Genomic DNA, 25,652 nt, shown 5'->3' with positions numbered 1-25,652 from the left:
ACAATTTCATATGAGATTGTTGTGATTCTCTGAGGTTGGTAAGTACGAGAGAGTTACGGCGGTCATAGCGAGAGGGAAACGCCCGGTCCCATTCCGAACCCGGAAGCTAAGCCTCTCAGCGCCGATGGTACTGCACTGGTGACGGTGTGGGAGAGTAGGACGCCGCCGGACAATCATTCAGGAAGGGTCCTGACCACTACGTGGTCAGGACCCTTTTTGTGTTTGGGGAGTATTCCGTGTGGCTGGGAGCCTGGGGTGAGGCCCGGGTAGAGCATCTACCCACAGCCACCAGAGGACCCCACAGACAAGAACCCAGCTGAAGGCAGTGAATCGCTGGATCAACATTTGATAATGAGTCGCGTTCATAGTGAACGCCAGGTACTGGACTGTATAAATCCGGAATAGTCCAGACATAACTAGGCAAAAAATCCAGCTTGTCGATTATTTGTCGAGTGTTCTGAGTGGGTATCCCAGTTCGATCCATATTGGCCTTCGAGGCTTACTAAATATTCACGGTTAATACCGTTGATATATGAGTCTTAGCTAAAGACAGGGTGATTCGCGGGCATTAATGTGGCCGAAGTCAGAGCAGCTCTGTCTTGGAGACTCACATGAAAAATGAACGTCAGACCGGCAGGAAGACACTGCTCCGGTCCTCTCTGGTTTTTGCATCCGTAGTAGCGATCTGCCTTCCTGTTACCAGTGCCCAGGCGGCGCGGGTTGAGGAAGCGAAGCCTGATGTGGCCGCAGCACAGCTGAAGATCGGCATGGACGGTTCGCAAACGCCGGAGTCGGCCAAGACTGCGCTGTCCAGCCTTAATGTCGCTGAGATGGCGGACAAAGGCGGATATTCGCGGAAATCCTTCCCCCACTGGAAGAATGCTGCAGAGAACGGTTGGAGCAACGTTCCTAGTGAAAAGTGCAATGCACGGAACGCTGCACTGCATCGAGATGGACAAAACGTGGAGTTTGGTGGGGATTGCACCCGTCCTACCGGCAAGTGGGTTGACCCGTACACCGCAGGGATCTTTGACTCTGCGAGGGATATCGATATCGACCATGTTGTCCCGCTTTCCCACGCATGGCGTACTGGTGCAGCTGAATGGGATACCGAGAAGCGGACTAAGTTCGCCAATGACCCCCTGGTCCTCGTGTCGGTAGAGAACCGTGCGAACCGCGCGAAGGGTGACAAGGCTCCGAACGAATGGAAGCCGAGCAACAGTGCTTCTCACTGCTTGTACGCCACTCGTTGGATTCATGTGAAGGCTAAGTACCAGTTGAACGTGTCTACAGACGAGAAGGGCACCTTGACCGAGATGCTTGGTACCTGCTCAGGCTGACGGATACACATGTTTTTTGAATCCGACTGAGGTCTGGAGTCATGTGGGGTGGGGGCGGAGCCCCCACCCCACAGCTTCTTTCATGAAGCCTGAGATGCGATTGAAGGCGAAGGCACGTCCTTTCTCTAGCTCGGACTCCGCAGGGTTGGGGCTCACTGCTCTCTTTTTTGCTGAAGATGGGGCCGGCTTCGACGGGATAGTGCTTCCTTCGGCCGGAGAGAACCGTGCCGGACGAACTGTGGCAGGAAGCGCGGCCAGTCTGGTTACTCAACTGAGGAGAGATGCGGAGACGGGCGGGAGAGCCTGTGTGGGTCGATTCTTCACCTCACCGAGATATAGGTGTGTGGCGGGTGTGCCCGATTCTTCGTGGGGTGGGTGGCCTGGACCGAAGGACGGGGGTGCCTTGCGTGGGGTGGCGCGGGGCTGAAGAGGGGCATCGATCTCGGGATTGCTTGCCCGGGATTGCTTGTCGTCTCAAGTTGGGTGATTTCAGATTGCCGGGCCCTCGGCTGATCTGTAGGGGTGACGGCCACAGCCTCTCTTTGATCCTGAGTGATCTGCTATAGGGCATTTTCCTCCGGATGCTTGGGGCCGGTTCGCGTGCCTGGGGGATGGGCGGTAGTCGGGGTGCTGCATAAGTAGGGACGACCAAGGTGTGGTCTGGTGAATCACCCGTACGGTTGAAGTTTGAACGAGCTGTCTATAGAGTTATAGGTGACGCATCACCTAAATTTGGGGGTATAGATGTTCACCACGCCGACAGAGGGTGTCGACCTTCGCCGGGCCGCAGATCGGTTCTCCAGTCGGTATGGCTGGCTGGACAGCAAGCACTCGTTCTCGTTCGGTCATCACTACGACCCGATGAATACCCATCATGGGCTATTGCTCGTGAGCAATGACGACATCGTGGCCCCCGGAACCGGTTTCGAGACGCATCCTCATCGGGATATGGAAATCGTCACTTGGGTGCTTAGCGGCTCCCTGGTACATCAGGACTCCGAGGGGAACAACGGGATCATCTATCCCGGCCTTGCTCAGCGCATGAGTGCAGGTACGGGGATTCTTCATTCGGAAAAAAATGACTCATGGGTCTATGGCTTCAGTCAGGCGCGACATGCTGAACCAGTGCGATTCATCCAGATGTGGGTGGTGCCGGACACTCGAGGGGTAGAGCCGGGATATGAGCAGCTCGAAATCTCTCAGAGAGACCTGGCGGGCGGGCTTGTCACTGTAGCGACAGGCATGGATAAGTATGCAAATGATTCTGCGATCAGGATTAGAAATAAATATGCGGCATTCCATGTCGCTAAATTGACCACTGGTCAGGAAATTGCGCTTCCGCAAGCTCCTTACCAGCATCTTTTCGTCGCAGACGGGGCTGTTGACTTGGAGGGGAGCGGTCGAATGAGCGCTGGGGATGCGGCAAGAATGACAGTGACGGGTGGCCAGAAAGTGACCGCGCTGGCACCGTCCGAGATTCTGCTGTGGGAGATGCACGCCACTTTGGATGCTGCTTGAAATCTGGGTCAATAGTATCGAATCGGAGGATATTCGTTTCCGCTAGCGATCAATGCCATACAGGGGGTGCCCATCGTGCTGTTCGGGTTGGAAGAAATTAGTGAGTGGTGCGTGAATGTCGTACCCAAGCGCGTCAGGATGAGCCGTCGATCGACATCGGCGTGAACGGAAAGAGGGAAGACGTGAACTCGAATACAGACCAGAAAGGTTCCTACGTAACCCAGGGGAAAGCCTTCGATCGGGACACCAACTACATCACCACCTGCATTACCGTCGACGGCAGCGAGGGATACCTGGTCGAGCCCGACCGCTATCGGCTGGTTGTTTCTCGGGCCTGCCCCTGGGCGAACCGGGCCATGATCGCTCGACGTGTCTACGGTTTGGAAAGCGTGATCTCCCTGGGCGTTACGGGCCCTACGCACGACAAACGCTCCTGGACCTTTGACCTCGACCCTGAGGGGAAGGACCCCGTCCTGGGGATCCACTTCCTCAAGGACGCTTACGAAAAGAGATACCCCGGCTACCCCCGCGGGATCACCGTCCCGGCACTCGTTGATACCCGTACGGGGGCTGTCGTCACCAACGACTATGCGCAGATGACCCTTGACATGGGCAGCCAATGGCGCAGCTACCACAGAGAAGGGGCGCCTGACCTCTATCCCGTCCACCTCCGCGAGGAGATGGACGAGCTGATGGTCTTCATCTTCCGCTCCGTCAACAACGGGGTCTACCGCTGCGGGTTCGCCGGATCGCAGGCTTCCTACGATCGGGCTTATGACGAGCTCTGGTATGCCCTCGATACCTTGGAGAAAAGGCTCTCGACACGCAGATATCTCATGGGAGCCAGCATCACCGAAGCTGATCTACGTCTCTATCCGACCCTGGTGCGTTTCGACGAGGTCTACTACGCACATTTCAAATGCAACCGCCAGCCGTTGGCAACGATGCCTCAGCTCTGGGGGTACACGCGAGACCTCTTCCAGACGCCGGGATTCGGGGACACGAACGATTTCGTGCATATGAAAGAGCATTACTACGGGGTCCATACCGACATCAACCCCACCCAGATCGTCCCCCGCGGGCCGCGGCACGAAGGATGGCTCGAAACCCACGGCCGGGATCATCTCGACACCGAGACCTGGGGCGCTGAAGGCACCCCTCCGCCCCCGGTGCTTGCCGCAGAAAAAGTCGATGAGGCACACACCCCGCTGCGAACAACAGCTAGCAGCTGAAGATTTCGCTCCGTGAGTCGAACCGTTGGGCAACGCCCTCGATCTCAGGGTCGAGCCGGAATCGACCGAAGACCCAGGCTAGCCTTAGCTCATGTGCTCGGACGCTCCTGACGTGGAACTGACGCCGGCCGAAGGCGAAATCGCTCTGGTGACCGGAGCCGCAGGAGGCATCGGACGTGCCGTCGTGGATGCGCTCACCGCGCGCGGATGGCAGACCCTCGGCATGGATCTTGCCGGCGCCGATCTGGACTGCGATATCACCGACCCGCACGCTGTTGAAGAAGTCATCCGACACGTAGAGGAGAAGAACGGGCCGATCAACAGGCTCGCCCACACCGCAGGGATGCTGCGCACCGGAAGCCTCGTGGGCAACGATGTACAGGCTCTGTACGACATGATCGCTGTGAACACGTTCGGCACGGCGCACCTGCTCCACAGCGTCGGGCGACGGATGAAGAAGCGCGGTCGAGGATCCATCGTCGCGGTCGCCTCGAATGCCGCCATCGTTCCCAGAGTCGACCTAGGAGCTTACGGAGCCTCCAAGGCGGCAGCCACCATGCTCGTTCGCTCCGCAGGACTTGAACTCGCGTCGCACGGCGTCCGTTGCAATGTCGTACACCCCGGGTCGACGTCGACTCCCATGCTTTGGGCCTCGTGGCCCGACCCCGACGATCCGGATGCCTTGCACACCACCATCGAAGGTGATGTCACCCGCTATCGCACCGGTATTCCGCTCGGCCGGGTGGCCCGTCCAGAGGACATCGCATCCTGTGTGGCCTTCTTGCTCTCCGACGAAGCCCGTCACGTGACCATGAGCTCCCTCGTGGTCGACGGTGGTGCCTCTCTCTGAAGGAACAGTGTTGACCTGAAGACGCGTGGGCTCAGGCGGAGGCCGCTCCGAGGACGGTCATCCGAGCTGTGGACGGTGCGGCGACTGCCCAATGGACCATCTCCGTGCCTAGCTGAACGCGTCCTTCGGAGAACACCACGTCATCGGGGACGTGGATGCCCTCCGCCGAACAAGACTGGTCCAGGAGCTCGTCCAGGTCTCCCCATCCAGCCTTCACGCAGGATTCCACCCGACACCAGGTTGACAGTGGGATTGGCCTCCCCTGCCAGACGACCGGCGGTTCGCAGAGGCGCTCGCGTTCACAGTCGATCCCCACGTCGGACTCCCGGGACTCGGCAATCACGACGGCGATGAGGCCTCGAGAGTGGGCCCAGGAAAGACGGATCTCGGGATCGGTGACATAAGGCCGCCCATGTCCGGCGCCAGCGCATCCCGGGCACCGCTGACGGATATCCCGCTCTGCGAGAAGAGCTGTCGGGACAGCCGGTATGAATTCGTTCCAGGTCGCTGTGGGTACTGCTGAAGTCGGCGTGGAAGGTCGGGATGCGGGGGCGACCGCGGTTCGACGACGGAACAGAGCCAGTCGTGTGAGGAGCCGAACGGCGAGGAAATCGCTCCGATCCTGGGGTACGCGAAGCCTGGCCAGTCGTTCCTGCTCCGCTGCGGAGAGCATTGGGCTGAGCAGCCCCGGGTGCAGGCCGTACTCGGCAAGCGTGTCGAGGAGAGAAGCGCTTTCTGCCAGAAAAGCTTCCACACTGCTCACTGACTCTTGCACCTCACTCGCCGCCGAAAAGTTAGGTTAGCCTAACTTTGTGATTCCACGTGCTCTCTTCACCGTACCGACGCCGCCTCGCCCTGTTCGCCTCAGATTCCACACCACCCAAGGCAGCCTGAAGGCGACTGGTGGGCGTATCCACACCATGGATGTCAGCAGCCCTGGAGAGCTGGCCAGCTGGGCTCGCGAGCAAGGAACAGTTGCAGGCGCCATCTCCTTCGACGGACGGACCGCAGCGCTGAGCGTTGTGTACGAGATGCAACGCCACGGAGATCTCCTGCTTGAAGAAGGCAGCGGCTGGAACGGATTTCCCCGAGTCGTCGGAAACCCGGAGGAGACACCTACTCCTGCGGACTACCGGAGCAGGGTGGAGAAAGCGCTCTCTGTGTTCGAACAGGGAGCGCTCGACAAGATCGTCCTGGCACGCAAACTACGACTTCGTTTCGAGACGACGGTGCCGGCTGAGTACCTTTACCAGGCTCTTGTCGAGGCGCACCCCGAAGCTCGTACTTATGCCGTCTCTCCGGCGGAGGGCCAATGGCTCGTCGGTGCAAGCCCCGAACTTCTGGTCTCCAGGCAAGGGCGCACCGTGACCTCCCACCCCCTGGCTGGTTCAGTTCCTCGTTCTCCCGACCCGGTCGAAGACGAAAATCGAGGTCGAAGGCTACTCACCTCCGAGAAGGATCTCCGTGAGCACTCCTATGTGGTGGAGATGATCGCCGACACACTCAGCCCCTACTGCCGCAGGCTCGCAGTCGCCGATCGACCTGCGCTTGTCGGTACCCGAACGGTGTGGCACCTGGGCACCTGGATCGAAGGTGAACTACGCGACCAGGGCACTACTGCCCTTGAGCTGGCGGCTGCGCTCCAACCCACGCCTGCTCTGGCCGGTGCGCCGGTCGCCTCGGCCGTGCGCACGCTCGAAGAACTTGAGCCCTTCGCCCGTGATTATTACGGCGGTTGCATCGGATGGTGCGATGACAACGGTGACGGGGAATGGACCGTGGCTATCCGCTGTGCGTCCGTCAGAGGGCCAGTGGTCGACCTGTACGCCGGTGCAGGCATCGTTGCCGGATCGGACCCCGAGGCGGAATTGGCTGAGACGACAGCAAAGCTGTCCACCCTTGCTGATGTTCTGCTGGCCTCTGAGCTTGAGGTGGAGGCGGCGCCCGACGCCAGGACGGCCTGAGTGCGGGCGCCGCTCGAGGGGCCCTGGATCAGGCGGACAACGGCTGAGAGTCCGAGAGCATGGCCACCAGGTCGCCGGTGGTCACGCAGACTCCGCACCTGCTCGTCACGTACTCCAGGGCCATCCGGTGTTCGTCGGCGGAAAAGTCTGCCGTGCCATCGGCCACCAAGAAGGGCTGCCGGTCGGTCATGAAAGCGTGAGCTGAGGTCATCAGGCAGCCGACATGGGCGTAGATCCCGCAGACGATGAGCTGGTCGCGTCCCTGCTCGCGCATCCAAGCGTCCAGGCCGGTACCCAAGAACGCGTTGTACCGGCGTCGGATGATGACGATCTCCCCTTCGCGGGCTTGAAGGCGCAGATCAGGAGCTCCACTGTCGTTGCTGCTCAAGGGGCCGGGGCCCCAGAATTCAGTGAGCAATCCCCGCTCGGCGGGTGTCTGGTCGTCGGGCTGCATCGCGTGAGCGATCGGAATCCCCTGGGCACGGCAGGTGGCAGCGATGGCGTCCACATTCGCGGTGAGCTGTTCGCGCATAGCGGGTGCAAAAGGATGCAGGAAGTGTGGCTGGAGATCGTGCAGCAACAGGGCGCATCGTTCCGGGTCCAATGTCCAGGAGACGACCGGCTCCGGGATGTCGGTGGTAGGGATCGTGTAGTCGATGCGACTGGGAAGTGCCATTGAGAGCCTCTCTGGGTGCGCGGAATGGAACACGGTGGCGGCTCTGCGAAAAGGGGAGCTGCCAAGGGCAGTTCGCCTAACTTAGGTATGCCTTACCTAGGTTGGCAACTCTGCTCCGGGGTCTGCGCACGGTGGGTAAGGCTGATCGCCCTGGGAGATGGACCTGTCCGGAGTGGCCTTCGACGTGGTGCGTCGACGAGGGCGGAGAAGCAGGATCGGTCTCGCTCGGAGGGCCGATTGACGCATTGGCGTCAGGGCACCTCAGGGGCGCTATCGGTCGCTGTGGCCTGTGCCACCTGATAGGACTTCGCCAGCAGGGTGGTCGCCAGGATCAAGATCGGGATGCCGACCCAGGGCGTGAACGTGCGCCATGCGCCGAAGCCTGCCGCAGTGAGGGCGAATGAAGTCACGGTGAGTGGTACGAGGGACGTCGTCATCGCTGTCCTCTCTTGGGTCAGCCGGATGGTGGCGGCGATGGGCTGGCCCATCTCGTCGAACCATGGATGTCAGGTGTACTGGCGCCTATCGGCCGAAATTCAGCTCGGTCCCAGGCGTCACTCACCCTAGACCACGTCTGCGTCGCGAGTGTCCTCGAGTGCCCTTAATTGTCTAAGCAATTGGTTGGCTGGGGTGATATGTCCGGCTCATATCGGGAGCAAAGGGGCGAGGGGGCATTCCCTGGGTATCCGTGGCGGTGACGGAAGTCGGCGGGAGGCTTCTTCGGGGTGGAGTACTCGACGGGCATGATGTCCATATTGCGAAATATGGAGTTGAGCCCTGCCTCGTGGATGCAGGGTCGAGCAGGGGCGGTCGGTGCGGACCGGATCGCGTGGAGTCCGCACCTTGTTTAGGGAGTCCCCTTGTGGCTCAGCTGAAAATGGCGGGAAGCCCGGATCGCTGCCTCGCTTTTTGACGAGGGATTCCGCCTGACGACTGGGACGTTAGTCATTTGTTATTACAAATTTGCCGAAGGCTCTTGACCCTTATCGTGATCGCTCCATAGCGTTCTAGGCCTCGACCGCTGTCATGAGCACAGCAGTCGGTGCCCCCTATCAGACAGCGCTGTCCGCCTCCGGGCGAGCATCGGAGGTATGTCATGTCTCCTGGATCCACCGCCTCGACCACGTCGACAGGAGCGGGTCTACCGCCCCTGACCGCGGGCCCTCACCAGAGGCGACTCGACCGGATGGCCGTCATCGCCACCTTCGGCGGGCTCCTGTTCGGCTATGACACCGGAGTCATCAACGGGGCGCTCCCCTCGCTGAGGGAGTACTTCTCGCTGGGGGCATGGGGCGAAGGACTGGTCACCGCCACCCTCCTGGTCGGCGCAGCACTCGGAGCCTTCGTCGGTGGCAAGCTCAACGACAACCTCGGGCGTAAAAAAGCACTGACGATCGTGTCCGTCATCTTTTTCGTCGGCACGATCGGCGGCGTGGTTGCGCCCACCCTCAATATCCTGTTGGCCTCCCGGGTGGTCCTCGGCTTCGCCGTCGGAGCGGCCTCGGTCAGCGTGCCTGTCTACCTTGCCGAGCTGGCGCCCACCGAGCGGAGAGGCACCCTCAGCGGCCGAAACGAACTGGCCATCGTCATCGGCCAGATGCTGGCCTTCATGATCAACGCGGCCATTGCGCACACCTGGGGGCAGCACCCTGGTGTCTGGCGGTACATGCTCGTCGTCGCGGCAGTCCCCGCAGTCTTCCTCTTCATCGGCATGCTGCGGATGCCCGAATCGCCCCGCTGGCTGATCTCCAAAGGGCGCCAGGACGATGCGCTCGCTGTTCTGATGCTCGTCCGTAACGAGGATCGTGCCCGGGCCGAGATCGCCGAAGTGGAACAGCTGGCCAAAGAAGAGGAGATCTCTCGATCGGGTGGCTGGGCCGATCTGAAGGTTCCGTGGATCCGGCGGATCATCCTGATCGGCTCAGGACTGGCCATGGCACAGCAGGTCACCGGAATCAACTCGATCATGTACTACGGCACCGAAGTGCTCAAGGAAGCCGGTTTCTCCGCTGACGCCGCCATCATTGCGAATATCGCCAACGGTGTTCTCGCGGTCGTCGGGACCATGCTCTGCCTGTTCGTCGTCATCGAACGTGTTCCCCGCCGCAAGCTGATCATCTTCGGATTCTGCGCGACCACGATCTGCCACGGGTTGATCATGACCGCGGCAGCGATGATGCCGGCTGGCCAGGCTCGTGCCTGGGTCATCCTCGTCCTCTGTGTCACCTTCGTCTTCTTCATGCAGATGGCACTCAACGCCCCCGTCTGGGTCTGCCTCTCCGAGCTCTTCCCGCTGAAAGTCCGCGGGTTCGGCATGGGGGTCTCCATCTTCTGCATGTGGACCGTGAACACCATCCTGACCTTCGGCTTCCCCAAGGTCGTCGAAGCAGCCGGGTTGCAGGCAGCCTTCGGGATCTTCTTCGTACTCGGACTGGCCGTCATTCTCTTCCTCGTGAAGTTCCTACCCAACACCAGTGGGCGCTCACTGGAAGAACTCGAAGAATCTTTCACGGCAGGAAATTTCCGCTGAAACAATGCTTCTCGCACTGACTCGTCCTGGAGTGGAAGGAGCCGGTGAGCGGGAGGCTTCCTGAGCAGGGGTGCAGGTTGATGCTCTGTCGATCGCACTCCTGCTCACTTCTGTTTCGGATGAAACGATGCATATCGACCGGAAAAGACCGATAGAAGGACCGCCAGGAGGAGGTCGATCGGAGTCTCTTGAAGCACTACTGGTTTGCTCTTGCTTTCATTCCTGTTGGACGTCTGTTCTGAACGCGGGTTATTGTCAAGTAACTGGGTTTTGATACCGCGGGCACCGGACGGCTGTCCTGGTGGTTGGATCCGGATCGGCGAGGACACTGAGGAGAGAGTCGAGGATGCCGCGAGTAGAAATAACGCCGACGGACCAGGAGTATGTGGTCGGCGTAGACGAACTGTTCTTCTCCGCGACTGACCGCGCCGGAGTGATCGAGTTGGCGAACTCGACCTTCGCACGGCTGTCGCACTACACCCATGACGAGCTGTTGGGCAGGCCCCACAACATCGTTCGCCACCCCGACATGCCTGGCGGCGCGTACAAGTTGATCTGGAAGCAGCTCCAGGAGGGTCGACCCGCCTGCGCCTACGTCAAGAACATCGCTGCCGACGGCAGCTTCTACTGGGTGTTCGCCACCCTGCTCCCTGTGGGGGACAAATTCCTGTCGGTGCGCAAGCGCCCTCAGATGACCGACTTGCTGGCCATCACCGAGGACCTCTACTCCGGGGCGCGGAGCCGCGAGCTCCAGGCCATCGAAGAAGGACACTCCAAAGCCCAGGCTTCGGAGATCGGCTGCGGGATCATCGTCGAGGAACTCGCCAAGTACGGCATCACCAATGGTGATGACCTGGCGTTGAACACGCTGCCTCGAGAGGTTCTCGAGCACGTCCGGCACAGCGGCGGGCTGCCCCGTCGCCCTGAAGCCGCCGGGCCATTGGGCGAGCTGCTGCACATCATGCACGAGATCGACACCCTGACCGTGCACCTGGTGCATCAGATGGATGAATACGCCGACTTCGTGCGTGCGCTCGAGTCCTCCTACGGGGATGCCGAGCTGGCCGCAGCGCGCCTGCGGGACATCGCCGCCGCTGCTCGTCGGGCTGCAGACCTGCCCGCCGTCGGCGCTGCAGCACGCAAGGCCGTCGAAGCCGCGGCCAAGCAGGCTGCTGCCGCAGGGCACGAAGTCGAGGAAGGGATGGTCGTCACCCCCTTCGTCGCTGAACTCTCCGACCGGATGAGCGGGCACGCGGACAAGGCCAGCGAAGAACTCGCTTCTCTGGTGGTCCACCTGCGTCAGGCGGCCGAACAGGTGCGTTGGCTGCGGATGCGGATCGCGCTACTCAGGCTGCACAACCTCATGGTCGGCACCTTTGCCGCTGAGCTCATTGACGGCCAGGACCAAGGCGACACCACAGAGTCCATGCGGCTGCTCTGCCAGGCGCTGCAGGAAGGTGTCGCCGAGCTGATCAAGACCGACGACACCGTCCGTGAAGCTGCCGGTGCAGTGCCTGCACTCGTGGAAGACGCCGTTCGACAGGCCGACCGCGTGCTGCGTCTCGTGACCAAATGGCGTCCGGAGATCGGCGCCCTCGGCTGCGCTGACATTGCCCAGGAGCACCTCGACGCCGTCTCGGCCATCACCGAAGCCGGCTTCGACGAGCTGCACCGCTTCTACACGGTTGCTGCGCGTTGCTCCCTCCTCGGTGACAACCACGACGAAGAGCGACTGGCCGCTGCCATCGTCAACCTCGCCAACGTGCTCGATGCGTACAGTGAGGAAACAGCAGCCTGACCCTGTCACGAATTGCTTGGTTGGTGCAGCGGGCCGACTGCCGCACCAGCGCTGAACAGATGTCACAGTGGGGAGGGCCCCGCGCCGCACGGCGCGGGGCCCTCCCCATCGTCATGCAGGCCATGGTTCGGCCGCGCTCCTGCCAGGCGGAGCCGACCCTGGCGGAGTTCCCTGTCCAGCGGAGCGACCGACCTGCGTCGCTGGCTGCGATACCAACGTCTCTACGGAGAGAGCAGGGCGCACCAGCGAAGCACTCGTTGTGCCGAGGCAGACCGTTGGCCTTCGGTGTCCTCGACCAGTCCCAGATGTCATTGGCCTGGGCAGACGCAGTTGTTCGGAGTGCCGACTCTGCGGCTCATGACGGTAAAGGAAGCCTCCTGTGCTTCCGAAAAGGACGAACAGTCATTTCGTGAACATTGCTAAGAAAACAGATCGAAGATGAACTGGACGTCCTTCCATGTGAGGATGTCCCGGTGTCTTTTATCGCGCGTACATTAGCTGTTGCTGCAGCGACCGCCGTTGCTGCATGGATTGTTCCCGGCATCACACTGACGGGATCAGGTGCTGGCGGTAAAGCGTTGACTTTGATCCTGGTGGCGCTGATCATCGGACTCATCAACGCAGTGGTGAAACCGGTGGTCGAGTTTCTCACCGGATGCCTCGTAGTGGTCTCCCTTGGGTTATTTCTGCTGGTCATCAACGCTTTCATGCTGTTGCTCAGCTCGTGGGTGGCGCAGCACCTTGCCTTGGGTTTTCACGTTCGAGGCTTCTGGGCGGCCTTCTTCGGATCGATCGTCATCAGCGCGGTCAGCGGTCTGATCACCTGGTTGTTCGTGCGCGACTGATCAACCACAGCGAATAATTCGCAGATTGCACTGAGGGCATTTTTGCCCTCAGTGCAATTTCTATTTAAAGTCGGTTGATGTGATCATCAAGGTGGGGCTCAGCCGTCGTGAACAGAACAAAAAACGGACCCGCGAAGCCATCGTGCAAGCAGCAGCGGATCTGCTCCACCAGGAAGGGCCAGCCTCGGTCACCGCAGAGAAAGTCGCCGAAGCTGCAGGGGTCTCCCGGCGCACCTTCTTCAACTACTTCTCCAGTGTCGAAGCGATCCTTGCTTTCCAATCGCACCAGGTGCTCGAGGTCCTGCACGAGCAGCTCTCCTCCCGGCCCGCAGGCGAGTCGCTCATCGACAGCGCGAAAGCCGTGCTCGACATGACCTTCACCGTGGAGGCCCTCAGCGAAGCAACCCGCGCCTGGCAACAGGTCGAAGCCTTCCCCGGAGCGCACCGCTATGCCTTGGAAGCTCATCTCGAAGCCGTCGCAGCTCTCTCCGAGGAGTGGAGCGCCAACAAGCTCCGGGCTGCAGGCCTGGACGTGGATCCCCTGCAGATCGCCGTGCTCACCGCCTCCTGCATGAGCGCCTATGACACCGCGCGTAGGGCATGGCTCGCACGCCTCGACGGCCCCGTCGACAAACAATCCCGCGACGACTTCGTTCACGAGACACAACAAGCACTCGAGTATTTGCGACCCGCGATCGAGAACACCCCAACCAGCACACACCCAGCGCCGTCCACCAGCTGAGCGGAGCGCGAGGGAAGGACCCGGCATGCCTTTCTACCTGCACAGACTCGGAAGAATCGCAGCGTGTCACGCCTGGGCTGTCATCCTCGCCTGGACTCTCCTTCTCCTGCTCGCCGGCACCGGAGCCGCCACCCTGGGGCGGCCCTTCACCACCAAGCTCACCATCCCAGGGACTGAATTCCAGACGGTCATCGACGATCTGGAAAAGAACTTCCCGCAGGCTGCCGCAGGCATCGGAGCCGTCGTCATCAGGACCGCCGACGGCAAGGCCTTCACCACAGAACAGCAGAAGGCCATCGCAGAACTCACCGCAGCATGGTCCCGCATCGACGGTGTCGACACCGTCGACAACCCCTTTACCCTCCAGACGAAGAGTGACACCGCAGCCGTCCACGTCGCCGACGGGCAGCAAAAGATCTCTGCCTCGCGACAACAACTCGACGCCAACCAAGCCCAGCTCGACGCCGCCCGGAACAAACTCGACGCAGACCAGGAACAAGCCGCCGGACGGGCCCTGCCCGCTGCTCTGCAAGAACAACTCGACGCCGCCAAAGCCGCCATCACCGCACAACAAGCCCAGCTCGACGCCGCCCGGAACGAGATCACCCAGAACGAGAACAAGCTGCGCCATGCAGAACGGCGACTTGCCCTGATGGACGGGTTCCGCGTCGTCAATGCCATGCAGAACACCGCGCTCACCCAAGTGATCTTCGACAAACCCCTCATCGAGGTCACCGCCCACACCAAGGACGCCATCACCGCAGCAGCAGGAGACCTCGAAAAAGCCGGGCTGAAGGTCGACTACTCCACCGCGATCGTCGAGAAACTGTCCATCGTCGGACCCGGCGAACTGGTCGGTCTCGGCGTGGCTGCGCTCGTTCTCATCGTGATGCTCGGCTCGCTGCTCGCCGCAGGCCTTCCGCTGATCTCCGCCGTCGTGGGCGTGGCCGTTGGACTACTCGGGGTCGTCGCACTCACCCATTGGGTCGACATGACCGACGTCACCCCGGCCCTGGCACTCATGCTCGGACTTGCCGTCGGTATCGACTACTCCCTCTTCCTCGTCAACCGACACCGAGAACAACTCGCCCGCGGCACCGAACTCATCGAATCGATCGCCCGGGCCACCGGGACCGCAGGCAGCGCTGTCCTCTTCGCCGGACTGACCGTCGTCGTCGCGCTCTGCGCGCTCACCCTCACCGGCATACCCTTCCTCGCGACCATGGGATTCGCCGCCGCAGCCACCGTGCTCATCGCGGTACTCATCGCGCTCACCCTCACCCCAGCACTCCTGCGTCTCATCGGGCCACGGGTCCTTTCCCCCCGCGTACGACGCTCCCTCGCCGACAAACTTGCCGCAGAGGAAAACGAAGCTGCCGCCGAAGACGCAGAGGAGAAGACGCCAGGACACTCCCACCATCGAGGCCACGGCTGGGGCGGGCTCGTCACCCGTCGTCCACTCGTCGTGCTCGTCCTCACGACCGTCCTGCTCAGCGTTCTCGCCGCCCCAGCCCTCTTTCTCAGACTCGGGCTCCCCGACGGTTCTTACGAACCACGCGAGTCCACCGCATATCGCACCTACGACGTCATCGACCGCCACTTCGGCCCCGGACGCAACGGGCCCATCATCGCCGTCGCCACCCTCGGCGCGGGGCGCGTCGCGGAGACCGCCGGCGAACTCGCTCGGGAAGAGCTCACCCTGTCCGTCGGCGAACAACTCAAGAAGACTCCCGGCGTCGCCCACGTCCTGCCGATCGGGAACAGCGAGGACCGGAAGACCATCGCCTACCAGGTGGTTCCTGCCACAGGACCGTCCGACAGCGCCACCACGGAACTGACCACGGTTCTACGGAACACCAGAAACGGGATCATCGCCGACCAACGACTCGACTTCCTCGGCTTCACTGGACAGACCGTCGCCAATATCGACATCTCCCGCAGCCTGTCTGCCGCGTTACCCGTCTACCTGATCGTCGTCGTCGGGATCTCCCTGCTCCTGCTGCTCCTGGTCTTCCGATCCGTCGTCGTTCCCCTGCTCGCCACCGCGGGCTTCCTGCTCTCCGTCGCTGCCGCCTTCGGCTCAGTCGTTGCCGTCTACCAGTGGGGATGGCTCGCCGGAGTCTTCGGCATCGACCAGCCAGGGCTGATCCTCAGCTTCCTGCCCACCCTCGTCATCGGGATTCTTTTCGGTCTGGCCATGGACTACCAGATGTTCCTCGTCTCAGGGATGCGTGAAGCCTGGGCGCACGGACACACCGCCCGTACTTCGGTCCACACCGGATTCAGCCATGGAGCGCGGGTCGTCACAGCAGCAGCGCTGATCATGGCTGCCGTCTTCGCCAGCTTCGTATATGCCGAACTGACCATGATCAGACCCATTGGGTTCGCTTTGGCTGCAGGTGTACTCATCGACGCCTTCATCGTGCGGATGACCGCGATGCCCGCCGTCATGTACCTCCTCGGCGACAAAGCCTGGTACCTCCCGGCCTGGCTCGACCGCATCATCCCCGACATGGACATCGAAGGAAGCACGCTCACCGAGGAAAGGAAAACAGACCGGGACACCTCGACGACGGACACACCCACCACCCGGCACGACGAAAAAAACACCGACTGAGTGCGGCACCTGCCACGCTCAACTCCGAGGGCGAGGCCCCGGGTCGTCCTGGACATCGGGCCCCTCCACGGCGCCACCCGAGGAAGACGGCCCCTTCTCCTGTGGCAAGTCCCCCCGCTGCGTCTCTTCCTGACGCTCCTGCGGCGTGCTCTCCTTCGCCAGGACAGCAGGCCGACGTAACACCGCCACATACCGGCCCGATTCAGAGAAGACCGGTAGACGCAGATTCCACTGCGCCGCACCCGGCAAGACCCACCGGCGCCATCGCGCTATCGACCCCAAAGTGGCACACGTCCCGATCGACAACGCCATCCCCAGCACCGGGCGATGCCACTGATCAAGGACCAACATCTCCATACTGCCGACCAGAGCCACCGAGGCATACAACGGATTTCCCCCGAAGACCACCGGCGCGCGCGCCACCAACACATCCCGCACCATGCCGCCGCCCACAGCCGTCAACACCCCGACCACCACACTCGGCAGCCAATCGACACCGACCGACAAGGCCTTGTGAGTGCCCGTCGCGGCCCAACAGCCCACTGCGAGGAAATCGGCGACCACCAACAGACGGTTCGTCCACGCACCCCAATGCAGCAGGTAGGCAATCACCGAAGAAATGATCGCGGCAGGCAGATACGCCGAATGCGTCAAAGCCACCGGGAGCCCCACGTCCAAGAGGACATCGCGGATGATCCCCCCGCCCAACCCCGAGCAGACTCCCAGCACGATGAAACCCACGACGTCGAAATGACGGGCTCGGGCGACCGCGCCGCCCAACAAAGCGTTGGCGATGACACCGACGATGTCCACCGTGCTGAAGAGGGTGTTCGGATCGAGCTGCCTCACTGAACGATCGTAACCAGGGCTGCGATCAGCCACATCTGTGCACATGCGGGCCGAATGTCAGCTCCGCAGCCTGCTGCAGAGTCTCCACCAGCGTGATGGCGGTCGGTCCGGCGTCCTGGCGCCATACGACTTCGACCTGCCGGGAAGCGCCACCCGGGGACAGCGTCGACACCTCCACCCCAGGAGAAGCTCCTCCGCACAGCCCAGGTGACAGCGCCACCCCGAGCCCGCATCGGACGAATTCACGGAGCACCTCGTCGCCGCTGCCCCGCATCACGACATCCGGTGTGAAACCAGCAGCAGCGCAGAGACGCTCCAAACAGTGTGCTCCGGGGCTGTGTTCCGGGCCGGTGACCCATCTGGCCTCGGCCAGGTCAGGCCAGGACACCGTGCGCCCTGACCACGGATGTTCCTGAGGGGTGATCAGGAGTAGGTCCTCCCGAAGCAGCGGCGAAACAGACACGGTGTCGGGAAAGGCCATCGGAACCAGGTCGTAACGACAGACCACGGCCACGTCGAGCCGCCCGTCCGCCAGCTCCGACACCAGGAGATCCGTTTCTTCCTCGCACAAGCGGACCTCCACCCGGGGATGCTGCGCCAGAAGAAGTGACAACGCTCCCGGCAGCAAACGCTCACTCGCCGTCGGGAAAGCACCCACTCTTACCAGCCCCAAATCGCCCCGGGTCATCTGCAGCACGTCCTGCTCCAGCACCCTTAAGGCCGCCAGGCTGTCCCGCGAACGATCTGCCAGGATCCTCGCCATCGGGGTCGGGGAAATGCTATGCGCGGCACGGTCGAACAAGACCAGCTTCAGCGATCTCTCCAAAGCTGCCACCTGCTGGGACACCGCCGAAGGGGTATAACCCAGCTCTCGGGCGGCGTCCACGAAGGAACCGGTCTGCACCACCGTGACCAAGGTTTGCAGATGCACAGGATTGAGCATGGCTGATGCTATCGACGCGGCCCCGTCAAGCCTGAGAAGCACACGCCGACAAAGGTTCTGGTGCCATCGTCCAGCAACAGCGGAACTTGCGCCGGCGACACAAAGAGTCGCTCTCGCAATACCACGCCCACCCTCCAGGCCACTGCAAGGTGAACCCCAAGGTCACCGGCGAGGACGACACCCGGCGACTGCTTCCGCACCCGGAACGAAACGAGGAGCCTGTGGCCACCGCCGATCTCTTCACCTCCGCGGACGAATGGGGACCGGAGAAGATCGTCTACGTCTCCGACCGGCGCACCGGCATGCAAGGCGTCCTCGTCATCGACAACACCGCCCGAGGCATGGGCAAAGGCGGAACGCGGATGAGCCCCACCCTCACCGTTGACGAAACAGCCCGCCTCGCCCGCACCATGACCTGGAAATGGGCAGCCGCCGACCTCTTCTACGGCGGAGCCAAAGCCGGGATCCGCGCCGACCCGACACAACCCAACAAAGAAGCCGTTCTGCGGGCCTTCGCCCGAGCGCTCGCCGACGAAGTCCCCGCCGAGTACGTCTTCGGCCTCGACATGGGACTCGACGAACGGGATGCCGCCGTCCTCGTCGACGAACTCCGTGACCGAGGTGCCGCCACCGGTCTACCCAGAGCACTCGGCGGCACCCCCTATGACCAACTGGGGATCACCGGCCATGGCGTCGCCGAAGCCACCGCCGCCGCTGCCGAACACCTTGGGTTCGACCTGCGCGGAGCCCGCGTCGTCGTTCAAGGCTTCGGCGCGGTCGGTGCCGCCGCGGCCCATCGGCTGCACGCCGCCGGTGCCCTCGTCATCGCCGTGTCCAATGCCCACGGAACCGTCACCGACCCGGACGGACTCGACATCGAACAACTGGTGCAAGCCAGAGAGAACTACGGCGAACAAGGACTCCTCGACAGCGGTTACACCGTCGGTGGAGTCGACGACGCCCTCGACATCCCCTGCGACATCCTCATCCCCGCAGCGAAACAGGACGTCATCGACGAGACCCTCTCAGCTCGCCTCGCCACCCGCCTCATCGTCGAAGGAGCCAACCTTCCCACCAGTGACAGCGCTCGCCGGATCCTGCACGACCGCGGCATCACCGTCGTCCCCGATTTCATCGCCAACGCCGGCGGTATCATCGCCGCCGCCTACTCCATGGACGCCCGCCGCTCGGCCTTCGTCGTCGACACCGGCCAGGTGCTCGCCACCGTCGCCGACACCCTGCGTGCCAACACCCTCGTCGTCCTCGAACAGAGCAGGAAGACCGGCCTGCACACCCGCGATGCGGCGCTGCATCTCGCCCAGGAGCGCGTCCGCGAGGCCATGGCCCTTCGAGGTCAGCACGTTTGCACTCCGCAGGAGATGCTCGCGAGAACAGGGACCGGACCGAGAGGGGACACCCCATGAACCTCACCGTCAGTGAACATCTCGTCCGGAAACTCCAAGAACTCAGTGATGCGCCGCTGCTCGCCGAGCAGGCCGACCACGCCTTGGCCACGACGGTCACCGACGACGACCTGATCAGCCTCCTCGACGCGCAGATCACCAGCAGACATCTCGATCTGATCGCCCGTGATCTCCAACAACGGGGCGAAGGTTTTTACACCATCGGTTCGGCCGGACACGAGTCCGATGCCGTCGTGGCCCTGGCCACCCGGCCGACCGACCCAGCCCTGCTGCACTACCGCTCCGGAGCCTTCTACTGTGCGCGGGCAGCCCAGGTCCCAGGCATCGATCCGACCCGTGACCTGCTGCTCAGTTTCATGGCAGCCGCCGACGACCCCATCTCCGGGGGGCGGCACAAGGTGCTCGGTCGCGCCGAGTTGTCGATCATTCCGCAGACGTCCACCATCGCTTCCCACCTCCCCCGAGCCATGGGAATGGCCTTCGCGCTCGGACGCGGGCTGGTACGACAAGATCCCACAGGTGGGCAGGCTGCATACCCCGAGGACGCCATTGTCATCGCCGGGATCGGAGATGCCTCGGTCAACCATTCGACGGCTGTCGGAGCACTCAACGGCATCGCCCAGTCCACCCATCAAGGAGTGCCGGTACCGCTACTGATCGTCTGCGAGGACAACGGACTCGGGATCAGCGTGCGTACGCCGCCCGGATGGACCGAACGGACGTTGTCCAGCTGGCCCGGTATCGACTACCTACGAGCCAGCGGCGAAGACCCCGAACGTGCTTTGGCGGTCGCCCGCCGTGCCGTCGAGATCGTGCGAACCCGGCGACACCCCGTCATCCTGCACCTGGACGTGGTGCGTTTCCTCGGACATGCCGGATCGGACGCGGAGATCGCCTATCGCAGCGCTCGGGAAATCGTCGCCGACTACGAACGGGACCCGATCCTGGCGGTGGCCCGAGCCCTGATCCGCCGCGGTGTGATGACCGCCGCCGGAGTACTGGCACGGTATGAGGCCACCGAGGCCAGCGTCGCCGCCATGGCCGAGCACCTTCTGCCCGTGAGGCGACTCGGCACAGCCTCGGAGGTCTGCGCACCCTTGGCCTTCACCGAGAAAAGCCACTGGTCGGCGCGGATCCTCGAGGACGCAGACGCGCGTGACCAACTCGGTGGCGACGCCGGAGAGAGCACCCGCGACCTGGCATACCGGGGGAAACTCCCCGAGGGCCAAGGGCCGCTGACCCTCGCACAAACCGTCAACGCCACTCTGACCGATCTGCTGCTCACCCACCCCGCAGCCGTCGTCTTCGGTGAGGACGTCGGAGTCAAAGGTGGCGTCTACGGGGTGACCCGGGGGCTCCGGCGAGCCTTCGGTGCGACCCGGGTGTTCGACACCCTCCTGGACGAACAAGCCGTTCTGGGTACCGCGTTGGGTCTGGCGCTCACCGGAGCCCTGCCCATCCCTGAGATCCAATACCTGGCCTATCTGCACAATGCCGAGGACCAGCTACGCGGTGAAGCCGCAACCCTGCGCTTCTTCTCCGCAGGTCAGTACGGCAACGGGATGATCGTCCGGATTGCTGGACTCGCCTACCAGCGCGGCTTCGGGGGACATTTCCACAACGACAACTCTCTCGCGGTGCTCCTGGACATCCCCGGCATCGTGGTTGCCGTGCCCTCCGGAGCGGCTGAGGCTTCCGGGTTGCTCCGGGCTCTGGCCGGGCTCGCACTGGCCGACTCCCGGGTATGCGTCTTCGTCGAACCGATCGCTCTGTACCACACCCGCGACCTGCACCCTGGGGACGGTGCCTGGCTGGCCCCCTACGCTCCGTTGGACGCTGAACCCGCAGAACAGGACAGCGATGATTCCAGCGAATCGGGCGCGACGCCTCCGAACGGACGCGGATGTGCTGCCTTGGCCCGGGGGCGTGTCCATGGGGACGGGGCCGATGTCCTGATGGTCACCTTCGGGAACGGAGTGGCGATGAGTCTGCGTGTCGCAGCTCGGGTCGCCGCCGACGGGGGTCCCCGCGCGACGGTCTTCGACCTGCGTTGGCTTGCACCGCTTCCCGTCGATCACCTCATGGCTGTGGCCGCAGACTTCCCACGTGTGCTCGTCGTCGACGAGACCCGCCGCTCCGGTGGGGTCTCCACCGAGGTGGTCGCGGTGCTCCTGGACGCCGGATACACCGGTCGTATCCACCGGGTCACCAGCCAGGACAGTGTCATCCCCTTAGGGCCCGCCGCTGAGACGGTGCTCCTGGGCGAAGAAGACATCGGACAGGCACTGTGGCACGGCGTTCCGGTCCTGGAGGAACAGCGGTGACCGCCGTGCTGCCCGGTAGCGCCGATGTGCTGATCATCGGTGGAGGAGTCATCGGCCTGTCCACTGCACACGCCTTGGCCACGGCCGGGGTCGAACGGGTCGTGCTGGTCGACTCCGGGTCCTTCGGCAGCGGTTCCACCTGTAAAGCTGCCGGTGGCGTGCGAGCCATGTTCTCCGACGAGCTCAACATCCGTCTGGGAAGGCGCTCCTTGGAGATCTTCGAACGCTTCGACGAACTCTTCGATCAGGAGATCGACCTCCATCAGGTCGGGTATCTCTTCCTCCTGGAGGACCCCAACGACCTGCGTGCCTTCGAAGAGGCCGTGGCCCTGCAGAACTCCCTCGGCGTGGACAGCCGCATGATCGACCCCGTCGAAGCCGTCGAACTCTCCCCGTACGTCGTCCCCGACGGGCTGCTCGGTGCCGCCTATTCGCCCCGGGACGGACACTGCACTCCCGAATCGGTGGTGCTCGGCTACTCACGTGCCGCTCGTCGGGCCGGAGCCGTGCTCGTCCCTCGCTGCGCCGTCACCGGTGCCGAGATCAGCGACGGTCGGATCCAAGCCGTCTACACCGAAGGCGGGACGATCGCCACCGACACGGTCGTCTGTGCTGCGGGTGCCTGGTCGGGGCAGGTGGCAGCGCTCTTCGGCGTCGACCTGCCGGTCGAGCCTCTCCGCCGACAGCTCGTGATCACCGAGAAGGTTCCCGAACTGGATCCGCGCACCCCGTTCACCATCGACTTCGCGACGTCTTTCTACTTCCACAACGAAGGAGACGGGCTCCTCATCGGTATGTCGGACCCCGACGAGACCCCCGGTTTCACGCTGACCCGGGGAGACGGGTGGCTTCCTGGGCTCGCCGACGCCATCGAGCACCGTGCCCCCAGGCTGGCTGAATTCGGTATCAGCAGTGGCTGGGCCGGGTTGTACGAGATGACCCCTGATCACAACGGGCTTGTCGGGGAGAGCCCGGATGTGGGGCGTTTCCTGTACTGCACGGGTTTCTCCGGACACGGTTTTCTTCTGGGGCCCGCATTGGGTGAGGTCATGTCGGACCTTTTCCACGGCCGTCGGCCCTATGTTGATATTTCCGGTTTCGATGTGGCCCGGTTCGCCGACCGGCTGCGCCCGGAGCACAACATCATCTGAGACAGGCGACCGCTGTAGGACATCGATCTGAGGAGATCCACGATGACGCAGGAGCGCATGACGCTGCCGACCGGTGAGGAACTGGCGAGGACCGCGCGGGAATGCGCGCGTAGGTGTGGGGTCGACCTGGAGGAGTGGGCCGGGGACCATGAAGGGTTCTCCCCGATCAACGGCGCAGCGATCTCGCGGACGGTGAGGGGGGACAGCCAGGGCGTCGACGAGGCGGTCAACGGTGCTCATGAGGCTTTTCTGACGTGGCGGGAGACGCCGGCGCCGGTGCGGGGCGCGGTGGTGAAGGAGCTGGGTCGTCTGATCGGTGAGCACCGGGACGACTTGGCGGCCCTGGTCGGCGCGGAGGCGGGGAAGATCACCTCCGAAGCCTTGGGGGAGGTGCAGGAGATGGTCGACATCTGTGATTACGCAGTGGGGTTGTCGCGCCAGTTGTTCGGGCGGACGATGCCCAGCGAGCGCCCGGGGCATCGGTTGATGGAGACCTGGCATCCGTTGGGGGTCGTGGGGGTGATCTCGGCGTTCAACTTCCCGGTGGCGGTGTGGTCGTGGAATGCGGCGATTGCTTTGGTGTGTGGGAACGCGGTGGTGTGGAAGCCTTCTGATCAGGCCCCACTGTGTGCGCTGGCTTGTCATGCTTTGGTGCAGCGGGCTCTGGAATCGGTCGGTGGTGATGCCGCGGTCAGTCAGGTCGTGTTGGGTGGCGCTGAAGTGGGTCAGGCCTTGGCCGACCATCCGTTGGTGTCTTTGGTGAGTGCGACGGGGTCGACCCGTATGGGGCGTGAGGTGGGCCCGCGGGTTGCGGCGCGTTTCGGCCGGTGCTTGTTGGAGTTGGGGGGGAACAATGCGGCGGTCGTGGCGCCCTCGGCGGACCTGGATCTGACGACGCGGGGGATCGTGTTCTCGGCGGCGGGGACGGCGGGTCAGCGGTGTACGACGATGCGGCGGGTGATCGCGCACACCTCGGTGGTGGACGAGGTTGTGGCTCGGGTGGTGGCGGCGTACGAGAAGTTGCCGGTGGGTAACCCGATGGCTGAGGGGGTCCTGGTGGGTCCTCTGGTGAATCGTCCGGCCTACGAGGCGTTCAATTCGGCTTTGGCGAGAGCTCAGGCTGCGGGCGGTCGCGTGGTCGTCGGCGGTGAGCGGGAGCTGTCGGATGCGGCGGCGGAGGCTTATTACGTACGTCCGGCGGTGGTACGGATGCCTGCTCAGGACGAGGTGGTGTGTTCGGAGACTTTCGCTCCGATTCTCTACGTGCTCTCCTATTCGGAGATTGCTGAAGCAATTGCGTTGAACAACGCTGTGCCTCAAGGACTTTCATCGAGTATTTTCACGCGCGACCAAGGTGAGGCCGAGCTCTTCCTCTCCGCGACGGGCTCCGACTGCGGTATCACCAATGTCAACATCGGCACGTCCGGTGCCGAGATCGGCGGAGCCTTCGGCGGTGAGAAGGAGACCGGCGGCGGCCGCGAATCCGGGACCGACGCCTGGCGGTCCTACATGCGCCGAGCCACCAACACCATCAACTACTCCGGTGAGCTGCCCCTGGCCCAAGGGGTCCACTTCGACATCTGAGGCAACTCGACCCGACGACCCGAGAAGGACGACATGGCGACCCGAGCACGGCAGAGCCCGCTGGAACTCTTCGGCACCGACCAACTCCTCGATGCCGAAGAGTGCGACATCCGTGAGACCACCCGCAAGCTCCTGGAACGTTCTGTCCGCCCGCATATCGCCGACTGGTACGAGAAAGCGGACCTTCCCGCCCGGGAGCTGGCGCGAGAGCTCGGCGGACACGGGCTGTTGGGCATGCATCTCGACGGCTACGGCTGTGCGGGGACCAGCGCCACCGCTTACGGACTTGCCTGCTTGGAACTCGAAGCCGTCGACTCCGGCGTCCGCTCCCTGGTGTCCGTCCAAGGTTCGCTCGCCATGTACGCCATCCACCGGTGGGGCAGCGAGGAGCAGAAACAGGAATGGCTTCCCCGGATGGCCGCAGGGGAAGCCATCGGTTGCTTCGGTCTCACCGAACCCGACTACGGGTCCAACCCGGCCGGGATGCGTACCCATGCGCGCCGCGACGGGGACGACTGGATCCTTGACGGTTCCAAGATGTGGATCACCAATGGTTCCGTCGCCGATGTCGCCGTGGTCTGGGCGCAGACCGACCAGCAGGGGCAGGGCTCAGGGGTCCGCGGATTCGTCGTTCCGGCCGACAGCTCCGGCTTCTCCGCACCGCAGATCCACCGCAAGATGTCCTTGCGCGCGTCGGTGACCAGCGAACTCGTCCTCGACGGGGTGCGTCTGCCTTCTTCGGCGCTATTGCCTGAGGCGGCGGGGCTTTCCGGGCCGTTGTCCTGTCTGAACGAAGCCCGGTTCGGGATCGTCTTCGGTGCCCTGGGCGCGGCCCGCGACTGTCTGGAGACGGCTGTGGAGTACGTCGATTCCCGTCAGGTTTTCGGTCGCCCGCTGGCCTCCTTCCAACTCACCCAGGCAAAACTTGCCGACATGTCTCTTGAACTGGGCAAAGGGATGCTGTTGGCCATTCATCTGGGACGGTTGAAGGACGATCACCGGCTGCGTCCCGAGCAGGTCAGTCTCGGCAAGCTCAACAATGTCCGGGAGGCCATGGCGATCGCACGGGAGTGCCGCACCCTTCTGGGGGCCAATGGCATCAGCGGCGAATACGCGGTGATGAGGCATGCGAACAATCTCGAGTCGGTGCTCACCTACGAGGGCACCTCCGAAGTGCATCAGCTCGTCATCGGGCAGGCGCTCACTGGTCACAGCGCTTTCGCCTGAGGCTGCGCAGCGCAGGTGTTTTGTCCCGGTCTTTCACG

The 25,652-nt window shown here is 63.1% G+C and carries 20 protein-coding genes and 1 rRNA gene; 16 read left to right on the top strand and 5 right to left on the bottom strand.

Going from position 1 to position 25,652, the window contains the following annotated elements; genetic code table 11:
* Positions 1-54 precede the first annotated feature (54 nt).
* From rrf to DX923_RS15400, 5 genes are all read left to right on the top strand, one after another.
* Positions 55-171, top strand: a 5S ribosomal RNA gene (gene rrf, locus DX923_RS15420).
* Between the two features lie 440 nt (positions 172-611).
* On the top strand, positions 612-1,340 hold the full coding sequence (locus tag DX923_RS15415) for an HNH endonuclease family protein (protein WP_116115970.1): 729 nt from the start codon (positions 612-614) through the stop codon (positions 1,338-1,340).
* 744 nt (positions 1,341-2,084) lie between these two features.
* Positions 2,085-2,858 carry a pirin family protein gene (locus DX923_RS15410; protein ID WP_116115969.1) on the top strand — a complete coding sequence of 258 codons (774 nt, stop codon included), beginning with the start codon at positions 2,085-2,087 and terminating at the stop codon, positions 2,856-2,858.
* A gap of 182 nt (positions 2,859-3,040) precedes the next feature.
* Positions 3,041-4,090 carry a glutathione S-transferase family protein gene (locus DX923_RS15405; RefSeq protein WP_116116382.1) on the top strand — a complete coding sequence of 350 codons (1,050 nt, stop codon included), beginning with the start codon at positions 3,041-3,043 and terminating at the stop codon, positions 4,088-4,090.
* A 112-nt stretch (positions 4,091-4,202) separates the two neighbouring features.
* A complete protein-coding gene (locus DX923_RS15400) occupies positions 4,203-4,940 on the top strand; it encodes an SDR family oxidoreductase (RefSeq protein ID WP_205413065.1) in 738 nt (245 codons plus the stop codon).
* Between the two features lie 31 nt (positions 4,941-4,971).
* Here the strand turns inward: DX923_RS15400 and DX923_RS15395 are convergent, their stop codons facing one another.
* On the bottom strand, positions 4,972-5,703 hold the full coding sequence (locus DX923_RS15395; protein WP_116115967.1) for a 4'-phosphopantetheinyl transferase family protein: 732 nt from the start codon (positions 5,701-5,703) through the stop codon (positions 4,972-4,974).
* Between the two features lie 49 nt (positions 5,704-5,752).
* Here DX923_RS15395 and DX923_RS15390 point away from each other — a divergent pair, with 49 nt between their 5' ends.
* Positions 5,753-6,904 carry an isochorismate synthase gene (locus DX923_RS15390; protein WP_162873061.1) on the top strand — a complete coding sequence of 384 codons (1,152 nt, stop codon included), beginning with the start codon at positions 5,753-5,755 and terminating at the stop codon, positions 6,902-6,904.
* Positions 6,905-6,932: 28 nt separating this feature from the next.
* On the opposite strand, the gene DX923_RS15385 is transcribed toward DX923_RS15390, so the two are convergent.
* On the bottom strand, positions 6,933-7,580 hold the full coding sequence (locus DX923_RS15385; protein ID WP_116115965.1) for an isochorismatase family protein: 648 nt from the start codon (positions 7,578-7,580) through the stop codon (positions 6,933-6,935).
* 251 nt (positions 7,581-7,831) lie between these two features.
* Positions 7,832-8,068, bottom strand: coding sequence for a hypothetical protein (locus tag DX923_RS15380; RefSeq protein WP_116115964.1), 237 nt, complete (start codon positions 8,066-8,068; stop codon positions 7,832-7,834).
* Positions 8,069-8,676: 608 nt separating this feature from the next.
* Between DX923_RS15380 and DX923_RS15375 the strand changes: the two genes are divergently transcribed.
* The 5 genes from DX923_RS15375 to DX923_RS15355 all read left to right on the top strand — a co-directional run bounded on the left by DX923_RS15375 (position 8,677) and on the right by DX923_RS15355 (position 16,112).
* Entirely contained in the window at positions 8,677-10,110 is a 1,434-nt protein-coding gene (locus DX923_RS15375) for a sugar porter family MFS transporter (protein WP_116115963.1), read from the top strand.
* A 346-nt stretch (positions 10,111-10,456) separates the two neighbouring features.
* Positions 10,457-11,908: a PAS domain-containing protein gene (locus DX923_RS15370; protein WP_116115962.1), complete on the top strand. Its 1,452-nt coding sequence runs from the start codon at positions 10,457-10,459 to the stop codon at positions 11,906-11,908.
* Positions 11,909-12,381: 473 nt separating this feature from the next.
* A complete protein-coding gene (locus tag DX923_RS15365; protein WP_116115961.1) occupies positions 12,382-12,753 on the top strand; it encodes a phage holin family protein in 372 nt (123 codons plus the stop codon).
* Positions 12,754-12,832: 79 nt separating this feature from the next.
* Positions 12,833-13,495 carry a TetR/AcrR family transcriptional regulator gene (locus tag DX923_RS15360; RefSeq protein ID WP_116115960.1) on the top strand — a complete coding sequence of 221 codons (663 nt, stop codon included), beginning with the start codon at positions 12,833-12,835 and terminating at the stop codon, positions 13,493-13,495.
* 25 nt (positions 13,496-13,520) lie between these two features.
* On the top strand, positions 13,521-16,112 hold the full coding sequence (locus DX923_RS15355; protein ID WP_116115959.1) for an MMPL family transporter: 2,592 nt from the start codon (positions 13,521-13,523) through the stop codon (positions 16,110-16,112).
* 18 nt (positions 16,113-16,130) lie between these two features.
* Here DX923_RS15355 and DX923_RS15350 read toward each other — a convergent pair whose 3' ends face one another.
* Positions 16,131-16,961, bottom strand: coding sequence for a trimeric intracellular cation channel family protein (locus tag DX923_RS15350; RefSeq protein WP_240322666.1), 831 nt, complete (start codon positions 16,959-16,961; stop codon positions 16,131-16,133).
* A 25-nt stretch (positions 16,962-16,986) separates the two neighbouring features.
* Positions 16,987-17,904, bottom strand: a complete 918-nt coding sequence (locus DX923_RS15345) for a LysR family transcriptional regulator (protein ID WP_116115958.1) — start codon at positions 17,902-17,904, stop codon at positions 16,987-16,989.
* A gap of 149 nt (positions 17,905-18,053) precedes the next feature.
* Here DX923_RS15345 and DX923_RS15340 point away from each other — a divergent pair, with 149 nt between their 5' ends.
* Genes DX923_RS15340 through DX923_RS15320 form a run of 5 tightly spaced genes read left to right on the top strand, consistent with a single transcriptional unit; the run spans position 18,054 to position 25,614 of the window.
* Positions 18,054-19,328: a Glu/Leu/Phe/Val family dehydrogenase gene (locus tag DX923_RS15340; protein ID WP_240322665.1), complete on the top strand. Its 1,275-nt coding sequence runs from the start codon at positions 18,054-18,056 to the stop codon at positions 19,326-19,328.
* Positions 19,325-21,652, top strand: coding sequence for a thiamine pyrophosphate-dependent enzyme (locus tag DX923_RS15335; protein WP_116115957.1), 2,328 nt, complete (start codon positions 19,325-19,327; stop codon positions 21,650-21,652). The genes DX923_RS15340 and DX923_RS15335 overlap by 4 nt, the downstream gene beginning before the upstream one ends.
* Positions 21,649-22,803, top strand: a complete 1,155-nt coding sequence (locus DX923_RS15330) for an NAD(P)/FAD-dependent oxidoreductase (RefSeq protein ID WP_240322664.1) — start codon at positions 21,649-21,651, stop codon at positions 22,801-22,803. The genes DX923_RS15335 and DX923_RS15330 overlap by 4 nt, the downstream gene beginning before the upstream one ends.
* 42 nt (positions 22,804-22,845) lie before the next feature.
* Entirely contained in the window at positions 22,846-24,387 is a 1,542-nt protein-coding gene (amaB, locus tag DX923_RS15325; RefSeq protein ID WP_116115956.1) for an L-piperidine-6-carboxylate dehydrogenase, read from the top strand.
* 33 nt (positions 24,388-24,420) lie between these two features.
* Positions 24,421-25,614 (top strand): acyl-CoA dehydrogenase family protein, encoded by a 1,194-nt coding sequence (locus tag DX923_RS15320; RefSeq protein WP_116115955.1) that lies wholly within the window; start codon positions 24,421-24,423, stop codon positions 25,612-25,614.
* Positions 25,615-25,652: the final 38 nt, after the last annotated feature.

The sequence above is a fragment of the Austwickia chelonae genome, assembly GCF_003391095.1.
In the GTDB taxonomy this organism is placed as follows: Bacteria; Actinomycetota; Actinomycetes; order Actinomycetales; family Dermatophilaceae; genus Austwickia; species Austwickia chelonae_A.
The sequence above is the reverse complement of the archived record's forward strand: the minus strand, read 5'-3'. Positions and strand labels throughout refer to the sequence as shown.